General features: G+C 61.0%; 21 protein-coding genes and 1 pseudogene. 10 read left to right on the top strand and 12 right to left on the bottom strand.

Annotated elements, in window-relative coordinates; genetic code table 11:
* The first annotated feature begins 81 nt into the window (after nucleotides 1–81).
* The 8 genes and pseudogenes from B472_RS12945 to manD all read left to right on the top strand — a co-directional run bounded on the left by B472_RS12945 (nucleotide 82) and on the right by manD (nucleotide 9337).
* A complete protein-coding gene (locus tag B472_RS12945; RefSeq protein ID WP_019427244.1) occupies nucleotides 82–819 on the top strand; it encodes a FadR/GntR family transcriptional regulator in 738 nt (245 codons plus the stop codon).
* 55 nt (nucleotides 820–874) lie between these two features.
* Nucleotides 875–1864, top strand: a pseudogene (locus tag B472_RS12940) (sialic acid TRAP transporter substrate-binding protein SiaP).
* Nucleotides 1865–1976: 112 nt separating this feature from the next.
* Nucleotides 1977–2558: a TRAP transporter small permease subunit gene (locus B472_RS12935; protein WP_019427241.1), complete on the top strand. Its 582-nt coding sequence runs from the start codon at nucleotides 1977–1979 to the stop codon at nucleotides 2556–2558.
* A gap of 31 nt (nucleotides 2559–2589) precedes the next feature.
* Nucleotides 2590–3984, top strand: a complete 1395-nt coding sequence (locus B472_RS12930) for a TRAP transporter large permease (protein WP_019427240.1) — start codon at nucleotides 2590–2592, stop codon at nucleotides 3982–3984.
* A 9-nt stretch (nucleotides 3985–3993) separates the two neighbouring features.
* Entirely contained in the window at nucleotides 3994–5520 is a 1527-nt protein-coding gene (locus B472_RS12925) for a UxaA family hydrolase (RefSeq protein WP_019427239.1), read from the top strand.
* Nucleotides 5521–5601: 81 nt separating this feature from the next.
* Nucleotides 5602–6654, top strand: a complete 1053-nt coding sequence (locus tag B472_RS12920) for a malate/lactate/ureidoglycolate dehydrogenase (protein ID WP_019427238.1) — start codon at nucleotides 5602–5604, stop codon at nucleotides 6652–6654.
* A 50-nt stretch (nucleotides 6655–6704) separates the two neighbouring features.
* A complete protein-coding gene (locus tag B472_RS12915) occupies nucleotides 6705–8108 on the top strand; it encodes a mannitol dehydrogenase family protein (protein WP_019427237.1) in 1404 nt (467 codons plus the stop codon).
* 17 nt (nucleotides 8109–8125) lie between these two features.
* Complete coding sequence (manD, locus tag B472_RS12910) at nucleotides 8126–9337, top strand: D-mannonate dehydratase ManD (RefSeq protein ID WP_019427236.1); 1212 nt, start codon at nucleotides 8126–8128, stop codon at nucleotides 9335–9337.
* Between the two features lie 153 nt (nucleotides 9338–9490).
* On the opposite strand, the gene B472_RS12905 is transcribed toward manD, so the two are convergent.
* From B472_RS12905 to rfbB, 8 genes are all read right to left on the bottom strand, one after another.
* On the bottom strand, nucleotides 9491–10057 hold the full coding sequence (locus B472_RS12905; RefSeq protein ID WP_116798679.1) for a PaaI family thioesterase: 567 nt from the start codon (nucleotides 10055–10057) through the stop codon (nucleotides 9491–9493).
* Nucleotides 10058–10147: 90 nt separating this feature from the next.
* Nucleotides 10148–11566, bottom strand: coding sequence for an MFS transporter (locus tag B472_RS12900; RefSeq protein ID WP_019427234.1), 1419 nt, complete (start codon nucleotides 11564–11566; stop codon nucleotides 10148–10150).
* Between the two features lies 1 nt (nucleotide 11567).
* The gene (locus B472_RS12895) at nucleotides 11568–12269 is read right to left on the bottom strand and encodes an SDR family oxidoreductase (RefSeq protein ID WP_019427233.1); all 702 of its coding nucleotides are present in this window, start codon (nucleotides 12267–12269) and stop codon (nucleotides 11568–11570) included.
* Between the two features lie 70 nt (nucleotides 12270–12339).
* A complete protein-coding gene (locus B472_RS12890; RefSeq protein ID WP_040505978.1) occupies nucleotides 12340–12927 on the bottom strand; it encodes a TetR/AcrR family transcriptional regulator in 588 nt (195 codons plus the stop codon).
* A gap of 226 nt (nucleotides 12928–13153) precedes the next feature.
* Nucleotides 13154–13777, bottom strand: coding sequence for a nucleoid occlusion factor SlmA (gene slmA, locus B472_RS12885; protein ID WP_019427231.1), 624 nt, complete (start codon nucleotides 13775–13777; stop codon nucleotides 13154–13156).
* 43 nt (nucleotides 13778–13820) lie between these two features.
* A complete protein-coding gene (gene argB / locus B472_RS12880) occupies nucleotides 13821–14726 on the bottom strand; it encodes an acetylglutamate kinase (RefSeq protein ID WP_026039591.1) in 906 nt (301 codons plus the stop codon).
* Nucleotides 14727–14806: 80 nt separating this feature from the next.
* Nucleotides 14807–15697: a dTDP-4-dehydrorhamnose reductase gene (gene rfbD / locus B472_RS12875; protein ID WP_019427229.1), complete on the bottom strand. Its 891-nt coding sequence runs from the start codon at nucleotides 15695–15697 to the stop codon at nucleotides 14807–14809.
* A complete protein-coding gene (rfbB, locus tag B472_RS12870) occupies nucleotides 15694–16764 on the bottom strand; it encodes a dTDP-glucose 4,6-dehydratase (protein ID WP_026039590.1) in 1071 nt (356 codons plus the stop codon). The genes rfbD and rfbB overlap by 4 nt, the downstream gene beginning before the upstream one ends.
* A gap of 146 nt (nucleotides 16765–16910) precedes the next feature.
* Here rfbB and B472_RS12865 point away from each other — a divergent pair, with 146 nt between their 5' ends.
* Both B472_RS12865 and B472_RS12860 read left to right on the top strand, forming a co-directional pair.
* Nucleotides 16911–17366, top strand: coding sequence for a phasin family protein (locus tag B472_RS12865; RefSeq protein WP_081504973.1), 456 nt, complete (start codon nucleotides 16911–16913; stop codon nucleotides 17364–17366).
* A gap of 23 nt (nucleotides 17367–17389) precedes the next feature.
* Nucleotides 17390–18058: a TetR/AcrR family transcriptional regulator gene (locus tag B472_RS12860; RefSeq protein ID WP_019427226.1), complete on the top strand. Its 669-nt coding sequence runs from the start codon at nucleotides 17390–17392 to the stop codon at nucleotides 18056–18058.
* A 3-nt stretch (nucleotides 18059–18061) separates the two neighbouring features.
* Here the strand turns inward: B472_RS12860 and B472_RS12855 are convergent, their stop codons facing one another.
* From B472_RS12855 to B472_RS12840, 4 genes are all read right to left on the bottom strand, one after another.
* On the bottom strand, nucleotides 18062–18826 hold the full coding sequence (locus B472_RS12855; RefSeq protein ID WP_019427225.1) for a type III pantothenate kinase: 765 nt from the start codon (nucleotides 18824–18826) through the stop codon (nucleotides 18062–18064).
* A 46-nt stretch (nucleotides 18827–18872) separates the two neighbouring features.
* Entirely contained in the window at nucleotides 18873–19328 is a 456-nt protein-coding gene (locus tag B472_RS12850) for a polymer-forming cytoskeletal protein (protein WP_019427224.1), read from the bottom strand.
* A gap of 34 nt (nucleotides 19329–19362) precedes the next feature.
* Nucleotides 19363–20304: a M23 family metallopeptidase gene (locus B472_RS12845; protein WP_019427223.1), complete on the bottom strand. Its 942-nt coding sequence runs from the start codon at nucleotides 20302–20304 to the stop codon at nucleotides 19363–19365.
* 132 nt (nucleotides 20305–20436) lie between these two features.
* Nucleotides 20437–21849 (bottom strand): amidase, encoded by a 1413-nt coding sequence (locus B472_RS12840; RefSeq protein ID WP_019427222.1) that lies wholly within the window; start codon nucleotides 21847–21849, stop codon nucleotides 20437–20439.
* Nucleotides 21850–21910 lie beyond the last annotated feature (61 nt).

Raw genomic sequence — 21910 nt, 5'->3', positions numbered from 1 at the left:
AGTGGCAGGGTTGATGGGTCATGTGATGATTGTGCAATTGGTCTGACCACTTGTCCAATTCACGTTATCCCTGATGCCCTTATGCCCCTGCAAACCGTCGCACCGCATCGCCTTTACCGTCAGATTGCCGAGCAACTTCGGCAACTGATGGTGTCGGGTGAATTTGCGCCCGGCTCGCGTTTGCCCGCCGAACGCGATCTGGCGCTGCAGCTGGGTGTGAGCCGCCCTTCTGTGCGCGAAGCCCTGATTGCACTCGAGGTCGAGGGCATGATCGAAGTGCGCACAGGCTCGGGCATTTATGTCCAGCAAGCTGTCCACAACGCAGCGCATCACGGCATGGCACTGGACGCCGACTTCGATGCCGACACCCCGGCCAATTGGGGCCCGCTGGAAGTCATGAGCGCGCGGATTTTGGTGGAGGCCGAAGTGGCTGCACTGGCTGCTGTCCACGCCCAAAAATCACACGTCAAAGCGATCCAGACAAGCCTGAAACACATGCAGCGCGAAGCTGCGCGCAATGAAGTCCCCCGCGAAGGCGACGAAGCCTTTCACCAGGCCATCGCGCTGGCTTGCGGCAACAGCGTGCTGCTCGACACGGTACAGCGCTATTGGCAAGCACGCCATGGCCCATTGTTTGAGCGGCTGGGCGACTACTTTGAACGCCCAGCGTCTTGGCAAGCGGCCATTGACGAGCACCAAGCGGTGATGCGCGCCATTGAGGCGCACGACAGCAGCGCCGCGCGCAAAGCCATGCAAAAACACCTGAAACAAGCCCACAAAAGATACAGCGCGAGCTGGCGCCGCGCACCCGCCCGTTAGGGTGGTTTTTCTGTTCCCGCGTCAGCATATTTCAAACCCCAACGAGGAGACAACGATGAGCAAACGATTTACCCTGAAAACCCTGGCCGCCGTCGGTGCGGTGGCCATGGGCACGCTTTTGGCCAGCACGGGCGTCATGGCCCAGCAAAAACTCAAGTGGGCCCACGTCTATGAGACATCAGAGCCCTTCCACACCGAGTCGGTGTGGGCTGCCGAAGAAATCAAGAAACGCAGCAACGGCAAGTTCGACATCCAGGTCTTCCCAGCGTCCACCTTGGGCAAAGAGACCGACATCAACCAAGGTCTGACCCTGGGCACGGTGGACATGATCATCAGCGGCCCCTCCTTTGCAGCGCGCACCTACCCGCGTTTTGGCATCGCTTACTACCCCTTCATTTTCCGTGATGGCGACCACCTGCTCGCTTACTCCAAGAGCCCTGTGTTCCAGGAAATGATTGGCGAATTCCGTGCCCGCACGGGCATTCAGGTCACGGCCTAAACCTACTACGGTGCACGCCACACCACCGCCCAAAAAGCCTTCACCAACTGCGCCGGCATGAAGGGCATCAAGATCCGCGTACCCGATGTGCCCGCCTACCGCGCCACACCTGAGGCCTGCGGCGCCAACCCCACACCCATTGCTTTTGCCGAGGTGTATTTGGCCCTGCAAAACGGCACCGTGGAAGCCCAAGAGAACCCATTGACCACCATCGAGGCCAAGAAGTTTTTTGAAGTGCAAAAAGCCATCATGCTCACCGGCCACATCGTGGACGGCCTGACCACGCAGATTGCGCCCCACCTCTGGAATCGCTTGAGCGATGCCGAAAAGAAGATCTTCACCGATGTGACCCAGGAAGCGGCGGTGCGTGCATCGGCCAAGGTCAAGGCCCGCGAAGCCGAGCTGGTGGAAGAGTTCCGCAAGAAAGGTTTGCAGATGGTGCAAGTCGACCGCAAATCCTTCCAGGATGCGGTGCTGAAAAACAAGCCTCTGACCGGCATGGGCTTCACGCAGTCTGACTTCGACAAGATCCAGGCAGCCAAGTGATCTTGGGGCTGTGCCGCCAGCACAGCCCACCCACCACGCTGGGCCATGGCCCAGCGTGCGTTGGCATGACCGGACCTGCGCGTCCGAACATCGACTTTTCAGTTCCGAAAGAATGGCCATGAGCAAGCTGCAAGACCTGGATGACCTGCCCAAAGTCATGGGCGATGACGGTCAGTTCCACGCCACCGATGAGGCGGTGGACTTGTCTGGGACGCCCATCGAGGCTTGGGTGGCCTTGCTGTTTTTCTGGGCCTTGGGCCTGACGGTTTTTTACCAGTTTTTCACCCGCTATGTGCTCAACGATTCGGCCTCCTGGACCGAAGAGATCGCCCGGTATTTGTTGATTGCCACGGTGTTCACGGGTGCGGCCATTGGCGTGGCCAAGAACAACCACATTCAGGTTGATTTTTTCTTTCGCTTCATGCCCGCCCGGCTGTCTTATGCAGTGGCCTTGCTGGTGGATGTGATGCGCATCGCGTTTTTTGGCGCCGCCACCTTTTTGACGGGCCAGATGATGCAGAAGTTGGGCAGCTACAAGATGACGATCATCGACTTGCCCATGAACTGGGTTTACGGCGTGGTGATGGCCGGTTTTGCCGCCATGTGCTTGCGATCCATTTGGGTCATGCGCATCCACCTGCAACGCGGCTACACCGTGCTGGAGCGCCCCGAATCCGAAATGACGGACCGCTGAACAGCCCCCCGAACGACAGAAAGCACCTGCCATGTTGAAAATCATTTTCCTGCTGCTGATGAGTGGCGGCATTCCGGTGGCCATTGCCATGGCCGGAGCCTCGCTCATTTACCTGTTTTTCGCCCAAAGCTCGCCACCGTTTGTGGTGATCCACCGCATGGTCTCGGGCATCGACAGCTTTCCGCTGCTGGCCGTGCCTTTCTTCATCCTGGCGGGCAACCTGATGAACAACGCCGGCATCACCAACCGCATTTACAACTATGCACTGGCTTTGGTCGGCTGGCTCAAGGGCGGCTTGGGTCACGTCAACGTGGTGGGGTCGGTGGTGTTTGCGGGCATGAGTGGCACGGCCATTGCCGATGCTGCGGGCCTGGGCACCATTGAAGTCAAGGCCATGAAAGACCATGGCTACAGCACTGAATTTGCCGTGGGTGTCACGGCCGCATCGGCCACACTGGGGCCCATCATTCCGCCCAGCTTGCCCTTTGTGATCTACGGCATGATGGCCAACGTGTCGGTGGGGGCCTTGTTCCTTGCGGGCATCTTGCCCGGCATTTTGATGGCCCTGTTGATGATGCTGACTGTGGCTTTCTTTGCACACAAGAATGGTTGGGGCGCTGACATCAAATTCGAATGGCCTCGGGTCATCAAGGCCCTGACCGAAACCACCGTGGTCATAGGCTGGCCACTGGCCATTTGGTGGACCGTCAAAACCTTTGAAACACCGCCCCAGATGACGGTGTTTGTGGCTTTGGCCTTCTTGTTTTTGGCCGACAAGCTGTTCAAGTTCCAAGCCGTCTTGCCCATCATGACCCCCATCATCCTGATCGGTGGCATGACCACGGGCGTGTTCACGCCCACCGAAGGCGCGATCGCCGCCTGTGTGTGGGCCTTGATTTTGGGGTTTTTCTGGTACCGCACCCTGAACCTGAAAATGTTTGTCAAAGTTTGTCTGGACACGGTCGAAACCACCGCCACCGTGCTGTTCATCGTCGCCGCAGCCAGCATCTTTGGCTGGATGCTCACCGCCACAGGTGTGACCACCGCCATTTCTGCTTGGGTGCTGGGCTTCACCCAAGAGCCTTGGGTGTTTTTGTTGCTGGCCAATGCCTTGATGTTGTTTGTCGGCTGCTTCCTAGAGCCCACGGCCGCCATCACCATCCTGGTGCCCATTCTTGTGCCGATTTGCCAGCAGTTGGGGATTGACCTGGTGCACTTCGGTCTGGTCATGGTGCTCAACCTGATGATCGGTTTGCTGCACCCGCCTATGGGCATGGTGCTGTTTGTGTTGGCGCGGGTGGCCAAACTCAGTGTGGAGCGCACCACCATGGCCATCTTGCCCTGGCTGTTCCCCTTGTTGGGCAGCCTGGCCGTGATCACCTATTTCCCCAGCCTGGTGCTGTGGTTGCCCAAACAATTTTATTGAGACCTTGTCATGAGTTCATTCATTCGACTTCACCCTGCCGACGATGTCGTCATTGCCCGCGCCCAACTGATGAGCGGCAGCACCGTGGACGGCGTGGCCGTTCGCGGCCTGATTCCGCCGGGCCACAAAATCGCCACCCGGGCCATCGCCGTGGGCGAGCCGGTGCGCCGCTACAACCAGATCATTGGTTTTGCCCACCAGCCCATCGCCCCCGGCGAGCATGTGCACACGCACAACCTGAACATGGGTGCTGAAAAAGGCAACTTCGAGCGCGATTACGCCATCGGGCAAGACGTCAAACCCGATCCGGTGCGCCAGCAAGCGACCTTCATGGGCTACAAGCGCTCGGACGGCCGCGTGGCCACACGCAACTACATCGGTGTGCTGTCCAGCGTCAACTGTTCGGCCACCGCCGCGCGCGCCATTGCCGATCATTTTTCCAAGCGCAACAACCCCGCAGCACTCGCCAACTTCCCGAATGTGGACGGTGTGGTCGCTTTGACGCACGGCACCGGCTGCGGCATGGACAACGAGGGCATGGGCATGCAATTGCTTGAGCGCACCTTGGCAGGCTATGCCACACACGCCAACTTTTGGGGTGTGGTGGTGGTGGGTCTGGGCTGCGAAACCAACCAGCTCAACACCTGGCTGGCACACAGCAGCTTGCGCGAGGGTGACACGCTCAAGGTCTTCAACATCCAGGACACGGGCGGCACACGCTTGACGGTGGAAAAAGGCATTGCCTTGATCCAAGACATGCTGCCGCGTGCCAACGCCATCACCCGCGAGCCTTGCAGCGCCGAACACATCACCGTGGGCCTGCAATGCGGCGGCTCGGATGGTTATTCGGGCATCAGCGCCAACCCTGCGCTGGGCGCGGCGGTGGACTTGTTGGTGCAGCACGGCGGTACCGCCATCCTGAGCGAAACGCCTGAGATTTATGGCGCTGAGCACTTGCTCACACGACGCGCCGTCAAGCCCGAGGTGGCGCAAAAACTGATCGAGCGCATCCGCTGGTGGGAAAACTACACCGCCATCAACGGCGGCGAGATGAACAACAACCCCTCGCCCGGCAACAAGGCGGGCGGCCTGACCACGATCCTGGAAAAATCATTGGGGGCCGTGGCCAAAGGTGGCACCAGCAACCTGCAGGCGGTGTACGAATACGCCGAGCCGGTCACGGCGAAAGGCTTTGTTTACATGGACACGCCCGGCTACGACCCGGTGAGCGCCACGGGCCAGGTGGCCGGCGGGGCCAACTTGATTTGCTTCACCACCGGACGCGGCAGCGCCTATGGCTGCGCGCCCTCGCCCAGCCTGAAGTTCTCGACCAACACGGCCTTGTGGAAAAAGCAGGAAGAAGACATGGACCTGAACTGCGGCGAGATCGTCGACGGCGGGGTGAGCATCGCCGAGATGGGTCAGCGCATTTTTGAAAGGATTTTGGCGGCAGCGTCGGGTGAGCCCACCAAGAGCGAGCGCCACGGCTACGGCCAAAACGAGTTTGTGCCATGGCAAGTGGGCGCGGTGATGTGAACCCATGGACCCGCCTTGCGGACCACCCCACATCGCGCACAGGGTGCGCTCCTACAACCTCTTCGCCTTGAAAGAACCCGCATGAGTCACCTCATTCCAGCCGCCGATCTGCGCCAGCACATCACCCGCATCATCGCCATGACCGGCAGCGCGCCGGCCGAAGCCGCACAAGTGGCCGACAACCTGGTCATGGCCAACCTGAGTGGCCACGACTCGCATGGCGTGGGCATGGTGCCGCGCTATGTGGATGCGGTGCTCGAAGGCGGCCTGAATCCGAACACGGGCGTGAAGGTTTTGCTGGACACCGGCCCGCTGCTGAACCTGGACGGTCAACGGGGCTACGGTCAGATCACCGGCGTGCAAGCCATGCAGATGGGCATTGAACGCGCCAAGCTGCACGGTGTGTGCACCGTGGCCCTCAGCCGATCTCACCATTTGGGCCGCATCGGCCACTTTGCCGAAATGGCCGTGGCGCAAGGCCTGGTGTCGGTGCATTTTGTGAACGTGCTCTCACGCCCTGTGGTCGCGCCCTTTGGCGGTGGCGATGGTCGCTTTGGCACCAATCCCTGTTGCATCGGCGTGCCCATGGGCGGCCGCGCACCCTTTGTGCTGGACTTTGCCACCAGCCGCGTGGCGCAAGGCAAGATGCGCGTGGCCCACAACAAAGGCGAGCAAGTGCCACCCGGCTATTTGATTGACGAGCACGGCCACCCCACCAACAACCCCGGCGTGGTGGTGGTGCCGCAGTCCAACGGCCTGTTTGGTGCGCTCATGACTTTTGGCGACCACAAAGGCTTTGGCATGGCCATGGCCTGCGAGTTGCTGGGCGGCGCGCTGACTGGCAGCGGCACCTGGCACCGCGAAGCCGACCACCAACGCGCCGTGCTCAACGGCATGCTGACAATGCTGATCGACCCGGTGCGCTTGGGCACACAAGACATGTTCGAGCAAGAAGCCCTGGCCTTTGCCGACTGGCTGCGCCAAAGCCCCGATGCCCCTGGCAGCGATGGCGTGAAGCTGGCCGGCGAGCCTGAGCGCACCGCACGTGCCGAGCGCGAGCAAACAGGCATCTGGATCGACGACGCCACCTGGGCCGAGATTGAGGCGTCCGAGCAAAAACTGGCAGGCCGTTGAGTTTTGCCTGACCCCAACCGCCCCATCAGGATCCCGCTCCTCTGACACCCATGCACCTGTGCGCTCTCAACTTGGCATCGCTGCCCGCTGACATCCACACCCCCATTTACGACCGCCGCCGCCATGCCCCGGGTGTGGTGCATTTGGGCTTGGGCGCTTTTCACCGGGCGCACCAAGCCATGGTGTTCGACCAACTGCTGAGTGCGGGCGATACGCGCTGGGGCATCCACGGCGTGGGCATGACGCGACCGGATTTGGTGAACGCCTTGCGTGCACAAGATGGGCTTTACGCGGTGCGCGTGGCCGACGGTCAAGGGGTGAGCTGGCATGTGCCTGGCGCGCTTTGGCGCATGCATGTGGCCGCCACAGAGCGCAACGACGTGGTGCAAGCCATCGCCGCCGCCAGCACCCGCTGGGTCACGCTCACCGTCACCGAAAAAGGCTACACGCCAGCCTTGGCACAGCTGCTGCTGGACGGCTTGCGGCTGCGCCAGCAAGCGGGTCTACCGGGCCTCACCATCGCGTCGTGCGACAACCTGCAAGGCAACGGCCACAAGCTGCAGGCCCTGGTCAAAGCCGCGACGAGGGCACAAGACGCCGAATTGCTGCGCTGGTTGGATGCGCACTGCGCCTTTCCGTGCAGCATGGTCGACCGCATCGTGCCCGCAGCCACCACCGACGTGCTGGCCGCAGCCAGCCAAGCGCTGGGTCTGCGCGACGACGCCGCGCTCAGCACCGAAGGCTTTTGGGAATGGGTGATCGAAGACCGCTTGGCCGACCCGGCTGACGCCGCCCTGCTGCAAAGCGCCGGTGTGCGCGTCACCCCCGATGTGCACAGCTACGAAGAGGCCAAACTGCGCATGCTCAACGGCAGCCACTCGGCCATGGCGCTGATGGGCGCGGTCACCGGCAGGCCTTTCATTGCCAGCTGCATCGGTGAGCCGCCTGTCCGCAGCTTTGTGCACCGCTTGATGAGTCGTGAAGTCGCACCGCACTTGGCCCGCAGCGACTGGGCCGACTACCGCGACGCGCTGATCGCACGCTTTGGCAACCCCTATTTGAAGCACAGCGTGCACCAGATCGCCACCGACAGCTCGCAAAAAATCCCCCAGCGCTGGCCGCCTTCGGTGCTGGGCCAGATTGCGCAAGGCGCTTCGTTTGAACACCACGCCTTGGCAGCAGCGGTCTTTTTGCGCTACACGCTGGGTGTGGACGAGCAAGGCCAGGCGTACGCCCTGAACGACCCGCAAGCCGACAGCCTGATGGCCATGGGCGCTGCGCAACGGACCGAGCCTGAGGCTTGCGTGCGCGCCCTGTTGGCGCGCGAAGACCTGTGGGGCAATGCCCTGTCCGGCCACGCAGCATGGGCCGCCCGCGTGACGCACTGGCACCAGCAAGTGATGCAGCACGGTGTGGATGCAAGCCTCCAGCAACTGCTGCAACTAGAAGCCTGAACTCAAAGGTCTGCGCTATGGAAATCACCACCGCCCGCGTCATCGTCTGCAGTCCCGGCCGCAACTTCGTCACCCTCAAAATCGAAACCGACCAGGGCGTGTACGGTATCGGCGACGCCACGCTCAATGGCCGCGAACTGGCCGTGGTCAGCTACCTGGAAGACCACGTCATCCCTTGCCTGATCGGGCGTGACCCGCAGCAGATCGAAGACATCTGGCAATACCTCTACAAAGGGGCTTACTGGCGGCGCGGCCCGGTGACCATGAGCGCCATTGCTGCGGTGGACACCGCGCTGTGGGACATCAAGGCCAAGATGGCCAACATGCCGCTGTACCAGCTGCTGGGCGGGCGCAGCCGCACCGGGGTGATGGTCTACGGCCACGCCAACGGCCGCGACACGGCCGAAACGGTGGACGAAGTCTTGCGCCACAAGGCAGAAGGCTACTTGGCCATCCGCGCCCAAAGCGGCGTGCCGGGCCTGAACAAGGTCTATGGCGTGGGTGGCCAAAACCGCCTGTACGAACCCGCCGACGGCAACTTGCCCAGCGAGCACGATTGGAGCACCGAGAAGTATTTGCGCCACACCCCCGGCCTGTTTGAAGCCGTGCGCGAAGCCGTGGGCCCCGACATCCATTTGCTGCACGACGTGCACCACCGCCTCACACCCATCGAAGCGGGACAACTGGGCAAAGCCCTGGAGCCCATGCGCCTGTTCTGGATGGAAGACCCGACGCCCGCCGAGAATCAAGACGCCTTCCAGTGGATACGCCACCACACCACCACGCCGATCGCGGTGGGCGAGATTTTCAACAGCATCTGGGACTGCAAGACCCTGATCGAAAAGCAGCTGATCGACTACATCCGCACCACCGTGGTCCACGCGGGCGGCATCACCCACCTGCGGCGCATCGCCGATCTGGCCAGCCTGTACCAAGTGCGCACTGGCTGCCACGGCGCGACCGACTTGTCACCCGTGTGCATGGGCGCAGCGCTGCACTTTGACACCTGGGTGCCCAACTTTGGCGTGCAGGAATTCATGCCGCACAGCGAAGAGATGCTCTCGGTCTTCCCGCACGATTACCGCTTTGAGTCCGGCATGATGCACTGCGGCGAGTCCCCCGGCCACGGGGTGGACATCGACGAGAAGCTGGCCGCCAAGTACCCTTACCAAAGGGCTTACCTGCCAGTGAACCGGCTCCAGCATGATGGGACGCTTTGGAATTGGTGAGTTGGCCTGAATATGAATGGGCTGCTTTGCAGTGTTAGGCGTCTCTCATTGGAAATTTGAACATCGATAGATTTTCCTCAGGCAGCCCATCAACAAGAGGCATCAAGGTAGAGACCCCCAGAATGTCTGCATGTACTCAACGGGCGAGCGAAGTTATCTGACTTGAGGCAGCGCCTCGAAAATGGCACAAGTCGTGGTGGCATGTGCATACAGTTTCCCGTCGGGACCCACAATCCGCGCTTCGGATGTACCGATCTGGCGACCGACGTGAATGGCATTGCCGATACAACGCAGCGGACCTGTTTGGGTGTTGGCGGCTCGCACGATGTTGAGATTGATCTGGCTGGTCGTGTAGCCCAAGCCTGCTGGCAGTTTGGTCTGCACCGCACACCCCAATGCGAAATCCAGCAAGGTCGCGTACCAGCCCCCATGCACCGAGCCCAATGGGTTGTAGTGCTTGAGCTGTGGCGTCGCCTGAAAAACAGCCCGGCCCTCACCCACTTCAATCAACTCGCAGTCAAAAGTGTCCGCCATGTAGGGATGGGGCAGCTCACCCTCCAGCAAAGCCGTCATCACCTGCAGTCCCGTTTTGCCGAGCACCTGTTGGGGTTTCGCGAGACCCGCGTGTCCACCCCCTCGTTCGGCTCGGCGACGTCGAACGTCTTCCAGTTGCGCTTGCCATGCGTTCAAAGTGGCTTGGACTGTGCTGTCAGTTTGCATGATGGGCTCCATCAGTTGGTATGAAAGTTGTTATGCACACGGACACGCCAGTGTGCGCAATGAGAATGGATGAGATGAGTTGACACAAGGTCATGGCTGTGCAACCCGAGGCTTGGTGTCGACAGGCCAGCACAGCAGTCCTGTCAGCAATGCCAGCAGACCATGCAGCAGGTAGAAGGCATTGAAGTCAGCATGTTGGAGCGTGGCATGGCCCAACAGCGCCACGGTGAACGCCACGCCGAGCACGGAGCCAATTTGTCGCGTTGCCTGGTTGACCGCACTGCCTACAGCGTAGTGGGCAACGGGCAAGCGATTCACGGCCGCAGCTGACAAGGAGGGCAGCACCAAGCCCACAGCGATCCCGCTCATCAGCAGGCCGGGCAGCCAGTGCAGCAGATAGTTCGGCGCGTTGCCGGGCACCAGAAAGAACCATAAGCTGCTGAGGGCATACAGCAGCGAACCGCCCACCAAGAATCGTCTGTGGCCCAAGCGTGAGGCCAGTCGTCCGGTGATGATGGCTGTAGGCATGACCAGCAAAGGACCAGGCGTCACGGCCAGGCCCGCCTGTGGCAGCGTGTAATGCCAGACCCCGGTCATGTAGAAAAAGAATCCCAGAAACATCATCGAGAAGGCCGTGCCGAACACCAGCGTGGCCCCGTTCACGTATCGGTAGGTGCGATGTTGAAACAGCGACAAATCGATCAGCGCGTTTTCTCGGGTTCGAGCCCACAGCACAAAGCATGCTCCAGCCAAAAGACCACCGGCCCCAACCCAAGCAATTTGTTGAGCGGACCAGCGCAACTCACCGCTTTCAACAATCGCCAAGGCGACCGCGCCCACTGCAAGCATCAGCAACACCAGGCCCACAATGTCGACGCTTCGACGCTCCATCGGTTGAACTGCTTCTTCGATGTGTGAGGCGCTGCGCCAGAGTGCCCAAAGAACCACGGGCAGGTTGATGTAAAAAGCCCAGGGCCAGCCTGCACTGGCAGTGACCCAACTGCCCAAACTCGGCCCCACTGCTGCGGCCAGACCACCCACAGCACCCCACAAACTCACGGCCACGGCACGCTTTTCGGTGGGGAAGGCGGCCAACACAATGGACATGGAAGCGGGCGTCAACAATGCGGCCCCAATGGCTTGAAAAGCGCGTGCTGCAATGAGCCAATCGACAGAAGGTGCCGCGCCGCAAGCCACCGATGCCAGCAGAAAAAGTGTCAGTCCTATTCGGAATGTGCGGCGACGTCCATAGGCATCGGCCAATCCACCGGCGGGGATCAACATGGCGGCGTACACGACCGTGTAGCCATTGAGCACCCAAGACAGCTCGGCGGCAGAAGTGCCCGCAAAGCTCTGGCGCAGTGCTTCGAAAGCGGCAAACAGCATCGTGGTGTCCAAGGACACCAAAAAGGTGGCGCTGCAAGCAATCCAAAATGCAGGCCACGGAGATTGAGCAGTCTTCGATTTGGACTTGCCCGTCGGTGGTGTGGGAGCCTGATGGGTCGTCATCTCAGCGTGCCGCCAAATAAACGGCCTGATCCGCCGACAGGCCAGCCTTGACCTGTTGGGTCATTTCATCGGCCAGAACCTCATGGGCACCCGCTTCAAGCGCTTGCAGTGTGCGCTCGACGATGGCCTCTGGTGTTGACTTGGGCATCTCGATCCCTTTGGTGAGGTCTGTATCCACAAAGCCCATGTGCAAAGTCAGCACCTGGGTGCCCTGACCTCGGAGGTCATTGCGCAAACCATTGCTCAAGCTCCACAAGGCCGATTTGGAAACGGCATAGCTCGCGAGCTTGGGGCTGGTGATCCAACTGGCAATGGAGGCCACGTTGATCAGTGCGCCGCCACCATGTTGGGCCAGCACAGGCGCAAAAGCACGGCTGATGCGAAGCGGTCCCAGCACATTGGTTTCCAGGTGATTTCGCAGCATGGCCTCTGCATCTTCGGCCATGAAACTACCGAAGTTGGCAATGCCCGCATTGTTCACCACGATCGTGACGTCCTGAGCCAGTTGCGCGGCGGCCTGAACATCTGCAGCTGAGTTGACATCGAGCTTGATGGGGGTCACACCGTTCAAATTTATTTTGGAGGGGTCACGCGAACCTGCATAAACTTTTTTTGCGCCTCGCACGAGAAAGGCTTTGGCAAACGCAAGTCCGATGCCGCGATTAGCGCCTGTGATGAAGACGGTGGAATTTTCAATTTGCATGGTTTACTTTCTTTATGATGATCGTCATATTTTGGAGTGAAAAAATGTCTTGTCGTTTGAGACAAGGCCATCAATGTTGTGTGGGAAGTGGGTGACGCTCGAGCAGCGCCTGCCGTGTTTGGGCCAAAATGGCGCGCCCCTCTTTGCCGCCAACTGTGCGCGCCAATTGCAAGGCACCAACCATCGTTGCAGTGATCACCGATGCCTCACTCGCATCTGCATTTTCAGGCAAGGCAGCCTGCACCAACGCAATCATTGCATCCACTCTGCGGCGAGCCTCCACACGAACCACGTCGTCTTGACGCGTCATTTCAGAAGACAGTGCGGCAACCACGCAACCATCCTCGACACGGTCCATGTGGGCCTGATGCAAGTAAGTTTCGACCAAGGCTTGAAAGCGCGTACCGCCCTGGGTCAGACGGCGCTCAATCACTTCTGTCAAAGAAGCAATGTTTTCTTGTCCTGCTCTGGCCATGGCTTCGACCACCAATGCATCACGCGATTCGAAGTGCGCATAAAAGCCGCCATGGGTCAGTCCGGCTTCTTTCATGATGTCGGCAACACCAACGCCACGGTAGCCCGCGCGACGAATCGCTTTGGATGCCACATCGACGATGCGGGCATGACTCAATTCTTTTCGGTTGGGCGATGATGACATGATGACCATCATATTAGAGACCATCTGGTTTGATCAAGTGTCAGAAACTGCCCATTATTTTGGATGGTCCACCACGCAACCGCTTAGGGTCAGCTTCAGCCAATGGTGAACGCAAGGCCTTGGTCTGCCTTCAGCCTTTATCCGCCATTGACGCACACAGCCCGGACACAGCCAGAACATGCGCAACAACTCCATCTGTGCAGCACACTGGCAAGCTGGGAATGCCTTAAAGCATCCGCGCCAGTGCAGCCTGCAGATGCTCCGATGGCAAGCGCTTGAAGCCCGAGCGGGCAAAGCGCTGCAAGCGCCCTTGCATGAAAGCCACCAGCACCGAGGCCGTCACTTGGGCCTCGGCGCTGGGGGTGGGTGCATCAGCGGTTTTGAGAGATTGGCGCAGCTGCGCTTCGATCTTGTCAAACAACAAATTGATGCGCTCTTGCAAACGGTCATGCTCAAAAGCCAAAGCTTCGCCGTTCATGACGCGGCTCATGCCGGGGTTTTTTTCCGCAAATTGCAAGAGCAGCGCGACGATGCGGCCGGCTTGTTGCGGGCCAGCGGGTTCACGGTCGGTGACCTGGCGGATCAGGCCCATGACGGACTGGTCCACAAAATCAATCAGCCCTTCGAACATTTGGGCCTTGCTGGCAAAGTGGCGGTACAGCGCCGCTTCACTCACACCAATTTTGGCAGCCAAGCCAGCAGTGGTCACGCGCTCGGCGCCCGGCTGCTCCAGCATGGCGGCCAGGGTTTGCAAAATCTGCAAGCGGCGCTCACCCGGGCGCGGGCGCTTGCGGGCAGGGGTGGCGTCTTCGTCGCTGTCGTGTTCGGGCGCTTCGGTTGGGTTGGGCATATCGTCTCTTCTTGGTGTTGCTGCGCGTGTTGGGGCCGCTGCTTTACCGGCTGCGGATCATGGTGCCAAAGGCTTGTTCGGACAAGACTTCAAGCAGCATGGCGTGGGGCACACGGCCGTCGATGATGTGCACGGCATTGACGCCGCTCTTGGCCGCATCGAGCGCGCCCGCGATCTTGGGGATCATGCCACCGCTGATGGTGCCATCGGCGCATAACTCGTCGATGCGGCTGGGCGTCAATTCGGTCAGCAGCCGACCTTCTTTGTCCAATACCCCGCGGATGTTGGTGAGCATGAGCAGTTTTTCGGCTTGCAGCACAGTGGCCAATTTGGCAGCCACCACGTCGGCATTGATGTTGTAGCTTTCGTTGTTGGCACCAAAACCAATGGGGCTGACCACGGGGATGAAGGCATCGTCTTGCAGGCATTGCAGGATGGACGGATCGATGCTTTCGATCTCGCCGACTTGGCCCACGTCGTATTCTTTGCTGGGGTCTTGGGCGTCCACCAAGCGCAATTTTTTGGCACGAATCAGGCCACCATCGCGGCCCGTCAGGCCCACGGCTTTGCCGCCTGCGCGGTTGATCATCCCCACAATGTCTTGCTGCACTTCGCCGCCCAACACCCATTCGACGACCTCCATGGTTTCGGCATCGGTCACGCGCATGCCCTGAATGAACTCGCCGGTTTTGCCCAAACGCTTCAAAGCCGTTTCGATTTGCGGACCACCGCCATGCACCACCACCGGGTTCATGCCCACCAGTTTGAGGAGCACCACATCTTCGGCAAAAGCTTGTTGCAGGGCCGGGTCGGTCATGGCGTTGCCGCCGTATTTGATGACCAGCGTTTTCCCGTGGAACTTGCGGATGTAGGGCATGGCCTGCGCCAGGATCTGGGCTTGGTCGTGCGGGGCTACGGCAGTGGCAACGGCAATAGAGGTGTCGGTCATGGTGGAAGGCTTCAAAAAAACGCGTGATGACGGAAAAAAGAGCGTGCGTTTCAACGATTGTGCCGCAAGGCCAAGGGCGATCAGAGGATCTCGGTCAACAAGCGATTGACCCCGGCTTGCCATGGGGGCAACACCAGCCCAAAGGCTTGCTGCAGCTTGCCCGTGTGCAGGCGTGAGTTGCGTGGGCGCTGCGCTGGGGTCGGGAAGGAAGACGTGGGCACGGGGGCGATCTCATTCACCCGCAAGGCCAGATCGGGGCGCACACAGCGCGCCTGGGTGATCACGTGGCTGGCGTACCCGTGCCAGCTGGTTTCGCCCGAAGCCACCAAGTGGTAAATGCCTGACAAGGCGGGTTTTTGCAGCGCTTGGCGAATGGCATGCGCGGTGACATCGGCGATCAGGTCAGCGCCCGTGGGTGCACCGTGCTGGTCATCGATCACCGTGAGGCGTTCGCGCTCGGCGGCCAGTCGCAGCATGGTTTTGGCAAAGTTGCCGCCCCGCGCCGCATAGACCCAGCCGGTGCGAAAAATCAGGTGTTGGCAGCCACTGGCGGTGATGCGTTGCTCGCCTTCGAGTTTGGTTTGGCCGTACACACTCAGCGGCCCGGTGGCATGGCCCTCTTGCCAAGCCTGCTCACCCTGGCCGTTGAACACATAGTCGGTCGAGTAATGCACCAGCCAGGCACCGATGTCGGCCGCAGCCTGCGCCAGCGCGGCGGGGGCGGTGGCGTTCAGGCAAAGGGCCAGGTCGGGCTCGGACTCTGCCTTGTCCACGGCCGTGTGGGCGGCGGCGTTGACGATGACATCGGGGCGCCAGTCGCGCACCGTTTGCGCCAAGCGTTCGGGCTGGCTCAGGTCGCCACAATAGTCGGTGCTGTGCCGGTCCAGCGCCAGCAGCTCACCCACAGGGGCCAGGCTGCGCTGCAGCTCCCAACCCACTTGGCCGTTTTTGCCGAGCAGCAGGATCTTCATGCTTGACGCTCTGCGTAGTTTTGGTTCACCCAATCGCGGTAAGCCCCGCTTTGCACGTGGCTCACCCACTCGGGGTTGGCCAAGTACCACTCGACGGTTTTGCGGATGCCGGTGTCAAAGGTCTCGGCCGGCTTCCAGCCGAGTTCCGCTTCGAGCTTGCGCGCATCGATCGCATAGCGGCGGTCGTGGCCTGGGCGGTCGGTCACGTAGCTGATTTGCTCAGCGTAGGGCTTGCCGTCGGCGCGAGGGCGCAGCTCGTCGAGCAGCGCGCACACGGTTTTGACGATCTCGATGTTGGGCTTCTCGTTCCAGCCGCCCACGTTGTAAACCTCACCCAATCGACCGGCTTCGAGCACGCGGCGAATGGCGCTGCAATGGTCTTTGACATACAGCCAATCACGCACTTGCATGCCGTCGCCGTACACCGGCAGTGGCTTGCCCGCCAGCGCGTTGACGATCATCAGCGGGATGAGTTTTTCGGGGAAGTGGTAGGGGCCGTAGTTGTTGGAGCAGTTGGTGGTCAGCACCGGCAGGCCGTAGGTGTGGTGCCAGGCGCGCACCAGGTGGTCGCTGGCGGCTTTGCTGGCGCTGTAGGGGCTGTTGGGCTCGTAGCGGTGGGTCTCACTGAAGGCCGGGTCGCCTTGGGCCAGCGAACCGTACACCTCGTCGGTGGAGACATGCAAAAAGCGAAACGCCGTTTTGTCGGCTTCGGGCAATGCGCCCCAGTAGCCGCGCACCGACTCCAGCAAGCGGAAGGTGCCCACGATGTTGGTCTCGATGAAGTCACCGGGGCCGTGGATGGAGCGGTCCACATGGCTTTCGGCGGCGAAATTGACCACCGCACGGGGCTGGTGCACGGCCAACAGGCGGCTGACCAAGGCGGCATCGCCAATGTCGCCTTGCACCAACTGGTGGCGAGCATCGCCTTGCAGGCTGGCCAGGGTTTCGGGGTTGCCCGCGTAGGTGAGCTTGTCGAGGTTGATGATGGGCTCTCGGCTGGCAGCCAGCCAGTCGAGCACGAAGTTAGCGCCGATAAAACCCGCGCCGCCGGTTACCAAGAGGGTCATGACATCCATGGATTGGGGTGCAACAAGAGGCCGCACCAACTGCGCTCGATTTTAGAAGCATTGCGCATGGACCCGCTGACACCTTGGGTTGGCTGCTGCAGGGCTTCAAGCAGCGGTTAAAGTGGTGGCTTGTTCAGGAAACGACCATGGCCACCTCAGACCCCTCCAAGCGCAAAACCGCCAAGCCCACAACGGCCAGCGACCCCTTCACACCACCCGCACAACAAGTGTGGCTGGCGGGTCTGGGGGCCATGGCCAAAGCCCAAGAACAAGGCAGCAAAGCCATGGAAGCCTTGCTCAACGACGGGCTGGCGTTTCAACGCAAAAGTCAGGCCGAGGCACAGCAACGCCTGCAAGAAGCCACCGAGCGCCTGAGCCACATGGCCAGCGATTTGGGCCAGCAGGCCACAGGGCGCGTGGACAAACTGGAGCACCTGTTTGAAGACCGCGTGGCCAAGGCCTTGCACCGCTTGGGCATGCCGTCGCTTTTGGACATTCAGATGCTGACAGAGCGCGTGGCCCAACTGGAAGCGCAGTTGGCGGCTTTGCAAAGCAAATCCAGCCCCGCAGCTGCCAAAAAGTCCCGCAGCCGTTCGGCCTGAGGCCATCACGGCACAGCCCTGACATGGCCAAGAAAGCACCCCGTCGAACCGCCGAGCGCATCGCAGAGGTGACGCTGGAGCTCTTTAACCGGTTTGGCGAACCCAATGTGTCGACCACTTTGATCTCGGCAGAGCTGGGCATCAGCCCCGGCAATTTGTACTACCACTTTGCGTCCAAAGATGCCTTGGTCAACCACTTGTTTGACCGGTACGAAACCGCCATGCTGGGTTTGCTGGAAGCGGCCCCTGACGTGAAGGATGTGGAAGACACCTGGTTCTTCTTGCACTCGCTGTTCGAGCAGGTCTGGAGCCACCGTTTTTTATACCGCGACCTGAACAACCTGCTGTCGGGCAACCGGCATCTGGAAACGCATTTTCATGCCATCTTGGAGCGCAAGACCTGGGCTTTCAGGCAAATGCTGGAGTCATTGGCCGCAGCCGGCCTGATGCGCTTGAGCCCTGACAACATCGAAACCTTGTCGGCCAGCATGTCGGTGATGGTGACCTATTGGCTGAGTTACGAATATGTGCGCAACCCACGCCAAGCGATGGAGCCGGCCAGCGCTGGCTTGGCCCTGACCCGCGGTGCGCAGCATGTCTTGGCGCTGCTGACACCCCACATGGCCGATACCGACTTGCAAAGCCATTTGCTGGCCTTGACTGCGGCGTACAACACGCCCAGTCAAGACTGATGTTCAGTTGAAACGCTGCGCGGCCAGCGCCAGCAGGCCGTCAAAAATCAGGTTGTCCACCAATTCGAACTGCACCGACATGCTGGGCGCCATTTTCCAGCCCGCACCGCCCGTCATGATGCACAGGGGCTCTTGCCCGGTGTGTTCGCGCAGGTGCTGAACCATGCGCTCACAGGCACCCGCAATCGCATAGGTGCCGCCACTGGTCAAGGCATCGCTGGTGTTGGTGGGGAAAGGCGTGACCTCGCCGGTGGGCACGTGCAAGCCGGCCGTGCCGGACTCCAGTGCCCGCAGCATGATGCCGTGGCCGGGCAAGATCAGGCCGCCTAAAAAGCGGCCCTCGGCGTCAATGGCCTCAACGGTCACCGCCGTGCCCACCATTACCACCACCAAAGGACGCGCCGAACCGTGCGCCAACATGCGTTGGCGGGCACCCACCATGGCCACCCATCGGTCAGCGCCCAAACGTGAGGGGTGGTCATAGCCGTTGGTCAGGCCCGCCTCTTGGGCGCTGGGCACCACCCATTGGGGGGTCACATCCCAAATGTCCATTTGCTCTTGCACGCGGCGCTTGATGGCATCGCCCGCCACCACACACCCCAGCATGTGATCGGGTTTGGGCAATTCGGCCCATGCACCGTCGGACAAGCGGTCGATGTTTTCCAAAAATTCAGCGCCTTGCGCCATCAACTGTCCACTGGGGTTAGGTCGGTCGTACAGCGCCCATTTCAGGCGGGTGTTGCCTACATCGATGGCTAAGAATGTCATCCGGCGATGATAATGATTTTTGACGGCCCACTTTCCCGGCGGCGTCTCACTCGGGCTGGCCCGTGCTTTTGGCCTTTTCAATGGCAGCCCGGACATTCCGATCAATGCCCGCCGACGCCTCATGGACTTCCACCTGAAGCATCAAGCCCAGCAAGCGCGCGCCGTGTTCGACGGCCATGGAGGCGTATTTGATGTCGCCTTGCACCAACGCACTGGCCATGAGCTCCACCCGCTCAAAGCCATGCAAATTGCCCGACACTTTGCCAGCCACAATGATGCGACTGGCGATCACATCGCCATGGATCTCACCGGTGGGGCCAATCACCACCGAGATGGCGCCGTCTTTGGGCGCCTCGATGTTGCCCACCACCTTGCCGTCAATCCGCACGCTTTCCTGCAACTTCAGGCAGCCATGGATCTCGGCGTTGCGGCCAATCAGGGTGTCAAACTTTTCCTGCCCCATGACCAGGGGTGTGAGGTTGGTTTTTTTGGATCCGAACATGGGAGTCTCCTTTTGACGATGATTCTGCGCCGCTTCAGGAGCGGCTCCATGCGGCCAATGCCTTGACAGGATGCAAGGCTCGCCCATTGAAGATGACTTCGTAATGAAGGTGCGGACCGGTGGAGCGCCCCGTGTTGCCCAAGGTGCCCACGGTTTGGTGCGGCGCCATGATTTGCCCGACTTCTACATGAATGGCCTGCAGGTGTGCATAGCGGGTCACAAACCCTTCTGCATGCTGGATGTCCACCATCTTGCCGTAGGCGCCCGAATACTCAGCCACCCGCACAACGCCGGGTGCAGTGGACAAAATCGGGGTGCCCACAGGCGCCACAAAATCAATGCCTTCATGCATGCTGGGCAAACGTGACAGGGGATCGACCCGAAAGCCAAAACCACTGCTCACAGCAAAATCACCCGCGATGGGCAGCAAGGTGGGCAACAAGTCGATGCGCCCCAGGTCTTTTTGCCACCGGTTTTGCATCTCCTGCATGGCTTGGTCGTAGCGCTGGGCTTTTTGCAAGGACTGGTCAATCTGGGTGGCGAGGGCGCCCTCATTCGAGCGCCACAGGGGCAGCAGGTTCATGGGGCCACCCCGGCCGAGCCAACCCTCGGTGTGCACCGAGGACGAAAAAGAGAAGAGTTTTTCCAGGCCCAAGCGTCCGAGTGCCTTGTTTTTGATCTGCTCCAGTTGCGTCATGCGGTCGGTGACGCGGGCCAGCTGTTGGTTCAGCTCGTCGAGTTTGCCCCGGTAATCGGCTTCGATTTTTTGCTGCTCACTGTGGCTGGTGACGCCGCCCATGCGATGGGCCAACTCGGGCACGTATTCCACAGCCACCCGCAAACCGATCAAATTGAACACAAACCCCAGCAACACCAAAAAACCGGACACCGCCGCCACCGCCGCCAAGACCGTGCGGGTGGTGATGGACACAGTGACCACTTTGGCGGCAGGCCCTGAGACCCAAATCAATTGCATGGCTTCCCCACATGAATGCGATGTCCCCCCAAGCGCTTGGCGCCAGGGTCAACCGGTCATTACACCAAAAGAATGGCTCGCAGCCAACAGGGCCATACCGGGTAGCGCGTTCAAGGCAAGAGAGGCGCCACTTCAGAGCTGGGGGCGCATGACCGGCTGCACCGATTCATAGGCCCGCGCGGCACGCAGCACCAAGGCATCGCCAAACATCGGGCCCACGATCTGCAAACCCATGGGCAAGCCGGCTTGGGTCAAGCCGCAGGGCACGGTGATGGCCGGTTGCTGGGTCAGGTTGAAGGGGTAACTGAAAGGCGTCCAGCCCAGCATGCTGGCGGGGTCCATGGGTACCGTACCGGCTGGGCGCGCCTCAAAAGCCGGAATCGACACCGAAGGCGTGACCAAAAGGTCGTAGCGCTGCATGAACTGGCGCATGTGCGAGCCCAACACACCACGGCGCTGGTTCAATTGCTGAACTTGCAAGGCGGTCAGTTGGGCACCCAGTTCGGCCTCCGCCCGAAAATCCGGGTCAGCCACAGCCTGCTGGGCAGCGCTCAGGCCATGCCACACGGTGTGTGCGCCTAAAAACCACAGGCCCGTGGTGATCTCCAGCGGGTCTTCAAAACCCGGATCAAGCTGCTCCACATGCGCACCCAAGGCCTGCAGTTGCCCAACCGCCGCGTTCACCGCCGCAGCGATTTCGGGATGCACATTGTTGGCATAACCCAAGGTGGGCGAGTACGCGATGCGCAGGCCCCGGATGCCGTCTTCAAGGCCCACGGTGTAGTCGCTCGCGTCCGGCGGCAGCGAGGTCCAATCGCGGGCGTCGGCTTGCTTGAGCACGTTCATCATCAAGGCCGCATCGCGAACGCTCATGGTGTGCGGCCCCAAATGGGCCACCGAGCCAAACGGTGACAAGGGGTAAGCAGGTACACGGCCAAAGCTGGGTTTGAGGCCCACGTTGCCGCAAAACGCCGCAGGGATGCGCACACTGCCCGCGCCATCCGTGCCCACGCTCAAGGGCCCCAGACCTGCAGCCACGGCCGCTGCCGTGCCACCCGAGGAGCCGCCGGGTGTGTGGTTCAGGTTCCAGGGGTTGCGCGTGATGCCTGTGGCGGGCGAATTGGTCTCACCCTTGCACCCAAATTCGGGGGTGGTGGTTTTGCCCAGCAGCACCGCGCCCGCTTCGCGCAAGCGGGCCGTGGCCGGGGCATCCACCTCCCAGGGCTGCTGGGGGTCGATGGTGCGGCTGCCGCGCAAGGTGGGCCAGCCGCGGGTCAAGATCAGGTCTTTGATGGAGGCCGGCACGCCCTCGAGCGCCCCCACCGGCGTGCCTTGCTGGCGGTGCGCCTGCCAACGGGCTTCACTGGCACGGGCACTGGCCAAGGCGGCTTTGTCATCCACCAGGCAAAAGGCATTGATTTGCGGGTTGATGCGCTCAATGCGCTGCAACACCGCCTGCGTGACGTCCACAGGCGACGCCTGCCCGCTGCGGTACAGCGCCAGCAGTTCATGGGCGGGTGTTTGGGTCAGGTCTGTGGGGCTCATGCGGATCTCCAGTCTGGGTGGGTCGGGTCACGCCCAGCCCTTCAAAGCCGAGCGACAAGGC

This window comes from Limnohabitans sp. Rim28, assembly GCF_000293865.2.
Taxonomy (GTDB): domain Bacteria; phylum Pseudomonadota; class Gammaproteobacteria; order Burkholderiales; family Burkholderiaceae_C; genus Limnohabitans_A.
The sequence above is the reverse complement of the archived record's forward strand: the minus strand, read 5'-3'. Positions and strand labels throughout refer to the sequence as shown.

What these genes read in the sequence shown, in the direction of transcription:
- B472_RS12945 (WP_019427244.1), top strand. Translation starts at nt 82, where the DNA reads ATGCCCCTGCAAACCGTCGCACCGCATCGCCTTTACCGTCAGATTGCC.
- B472_RS12935 (WP_019427241.1), top strand. Translation starts at nt 1,977, where the DNA reads ATGGCCATGAGCAAGCTGCAAGACCTGGATGACCTGCCCAAAGTCATG.
- B472_RS12930 (WP_019427240.1), top strand. Translation starts at nt 2,590, where the DNA reads ATGTTGAAAATCATTTTCCTGCTGCTGATGAGTGGCGGCATTCCGGTG.
- B472_RS12925 (WP_019427239.1), top strand. Translation starts at nt 3,994, where the DNA reads ATGAGTTCATTCATTCGACTTCACCCTGCCGACGATGTCGTCATTGCC.
- B472_RS12920 (WP_019427238.1), top strand. Translation starts at nt 5,602, where the DNA reads ATGAGTCACCTCATTCCAGCCGCCGATCTGCGCCAGCACATCACCCGC.
- B472_RS12915 (WP_019427237.1), top strand. Translation starts at nt 6,705, where the DNA reads ATGCACCTGTGCGCTCTCAACTTGGCATCGCTGCCCGCTGACATCCAC.
- manD (WP_019427236.1), top strand. Translation starts at nt 8,126, where the DNA reads ATGGAAATCACCACCGCCCGCGTCATCGTCTGCAGTCCCGGCCGCAAC.
- B472_RS12905 (WP_116798679.1), bottom strand. Translation starts at nt 10,057, where the DNA reads ATGCAAACTGACAGCACAGTCCAAGCCACTTTGAACGCATGGCAAGCG.
- B472_RS12900 (WP_019427234.1), bottom strand. Translation starts at nt 11,566, where the DNA reads ATGACGACCCATCAGGCTCCCACACCACCGACGGGCAAGTCCAAATCG.
- B472_RS12895 (WP_019427233.1), bottom strand. Translation starts at nt 12,269, where the DNA reads ATGCAAATTGAAAATTCCACCGTCTTCATCACAGGCGCTAATCGCGGC.
- B472_RS12890 (WP_040505978.1), bottom strand. Translation starts at nt 12,927, where the DNA reads ATGTCATCATCGCCCAACCGAAAAGAATTGAGTCATGCCCGCATCGTC.
- slmA (WP_019427231.1), bottom strand. Translation starts at nt 13,777, where the DNA reads ATGCCCAACCCAACCGAAGCGCCCGAACACGACAGCGACGAAGACGCC.
- argB (WP_026039591.1), bottom strand. Translation starts at nt 14,726, where the DNA reads ATGACCGACACCTCTATTGCCGTTGCCACTGCCGTAGCCCCGCACGAC.
- rfbD (WP_019427229.1), bottom strand. Translation starts at nt 15,697, where the DNA reads ATGAAGATCCTGCTGCTCGGCAAAAACGGCCAAGTGGGTTGGGAGCTG.
- rfbB (WP_026039590.1), bottom strand. Translation starts at nt 16,764, where the DNA reads ATGACCCTCTTGGTAACCGGCGGCGCGGGTTTTATCGGCGCTAACTTC.
- B472_RS12865 (WP_081504973.1), top strand. Translation starts at nt 16,911, where the DNA reads ATGGCCACCTCAGACCCCTCCAAGCGCAAAACCGCCAAGCCCACAACG.
- B472_RS12860 (WP_019427226.1), top strand. Translation starts at nt 17,390, where the DNA reads ATGGCCAAGAAAGCACCCCGTCGAACCGCCGAGCGCATCGCAGAGGTG.
- B472_RS12855 (WP_019427225.1), bottom strand. Translation starts at nt 18,826, where the DNA reads ATGACATTCTTAGCCATCGATGTAGGCAACACCCGCCTGAAATGGGCG.
- B472_RS12850 (WP_019427224.1), bottom strand. Translation starts at nt 19,328, where the DNA reads ATGTTCGGATCCAAAAAAACCAACCTCACACCCCTGGTCATGGGGCAG.
- B472_RS12845 (WP_019427223.1), bottom strand. Translation starts at nt 20,304, where the DNA reads ATGCAATTGATTTGGGTCTCAGGGCCTGCCGCCAAAGTGGTCACTGTG.
- B472_RS12840 (WP_019427222.1), bottom strand. Translation starts at nt 21,849, where the DNA reads ATGAGCCCCACAGACCTGACCCAAACACCCGCCCATGAACTGCTGGCG.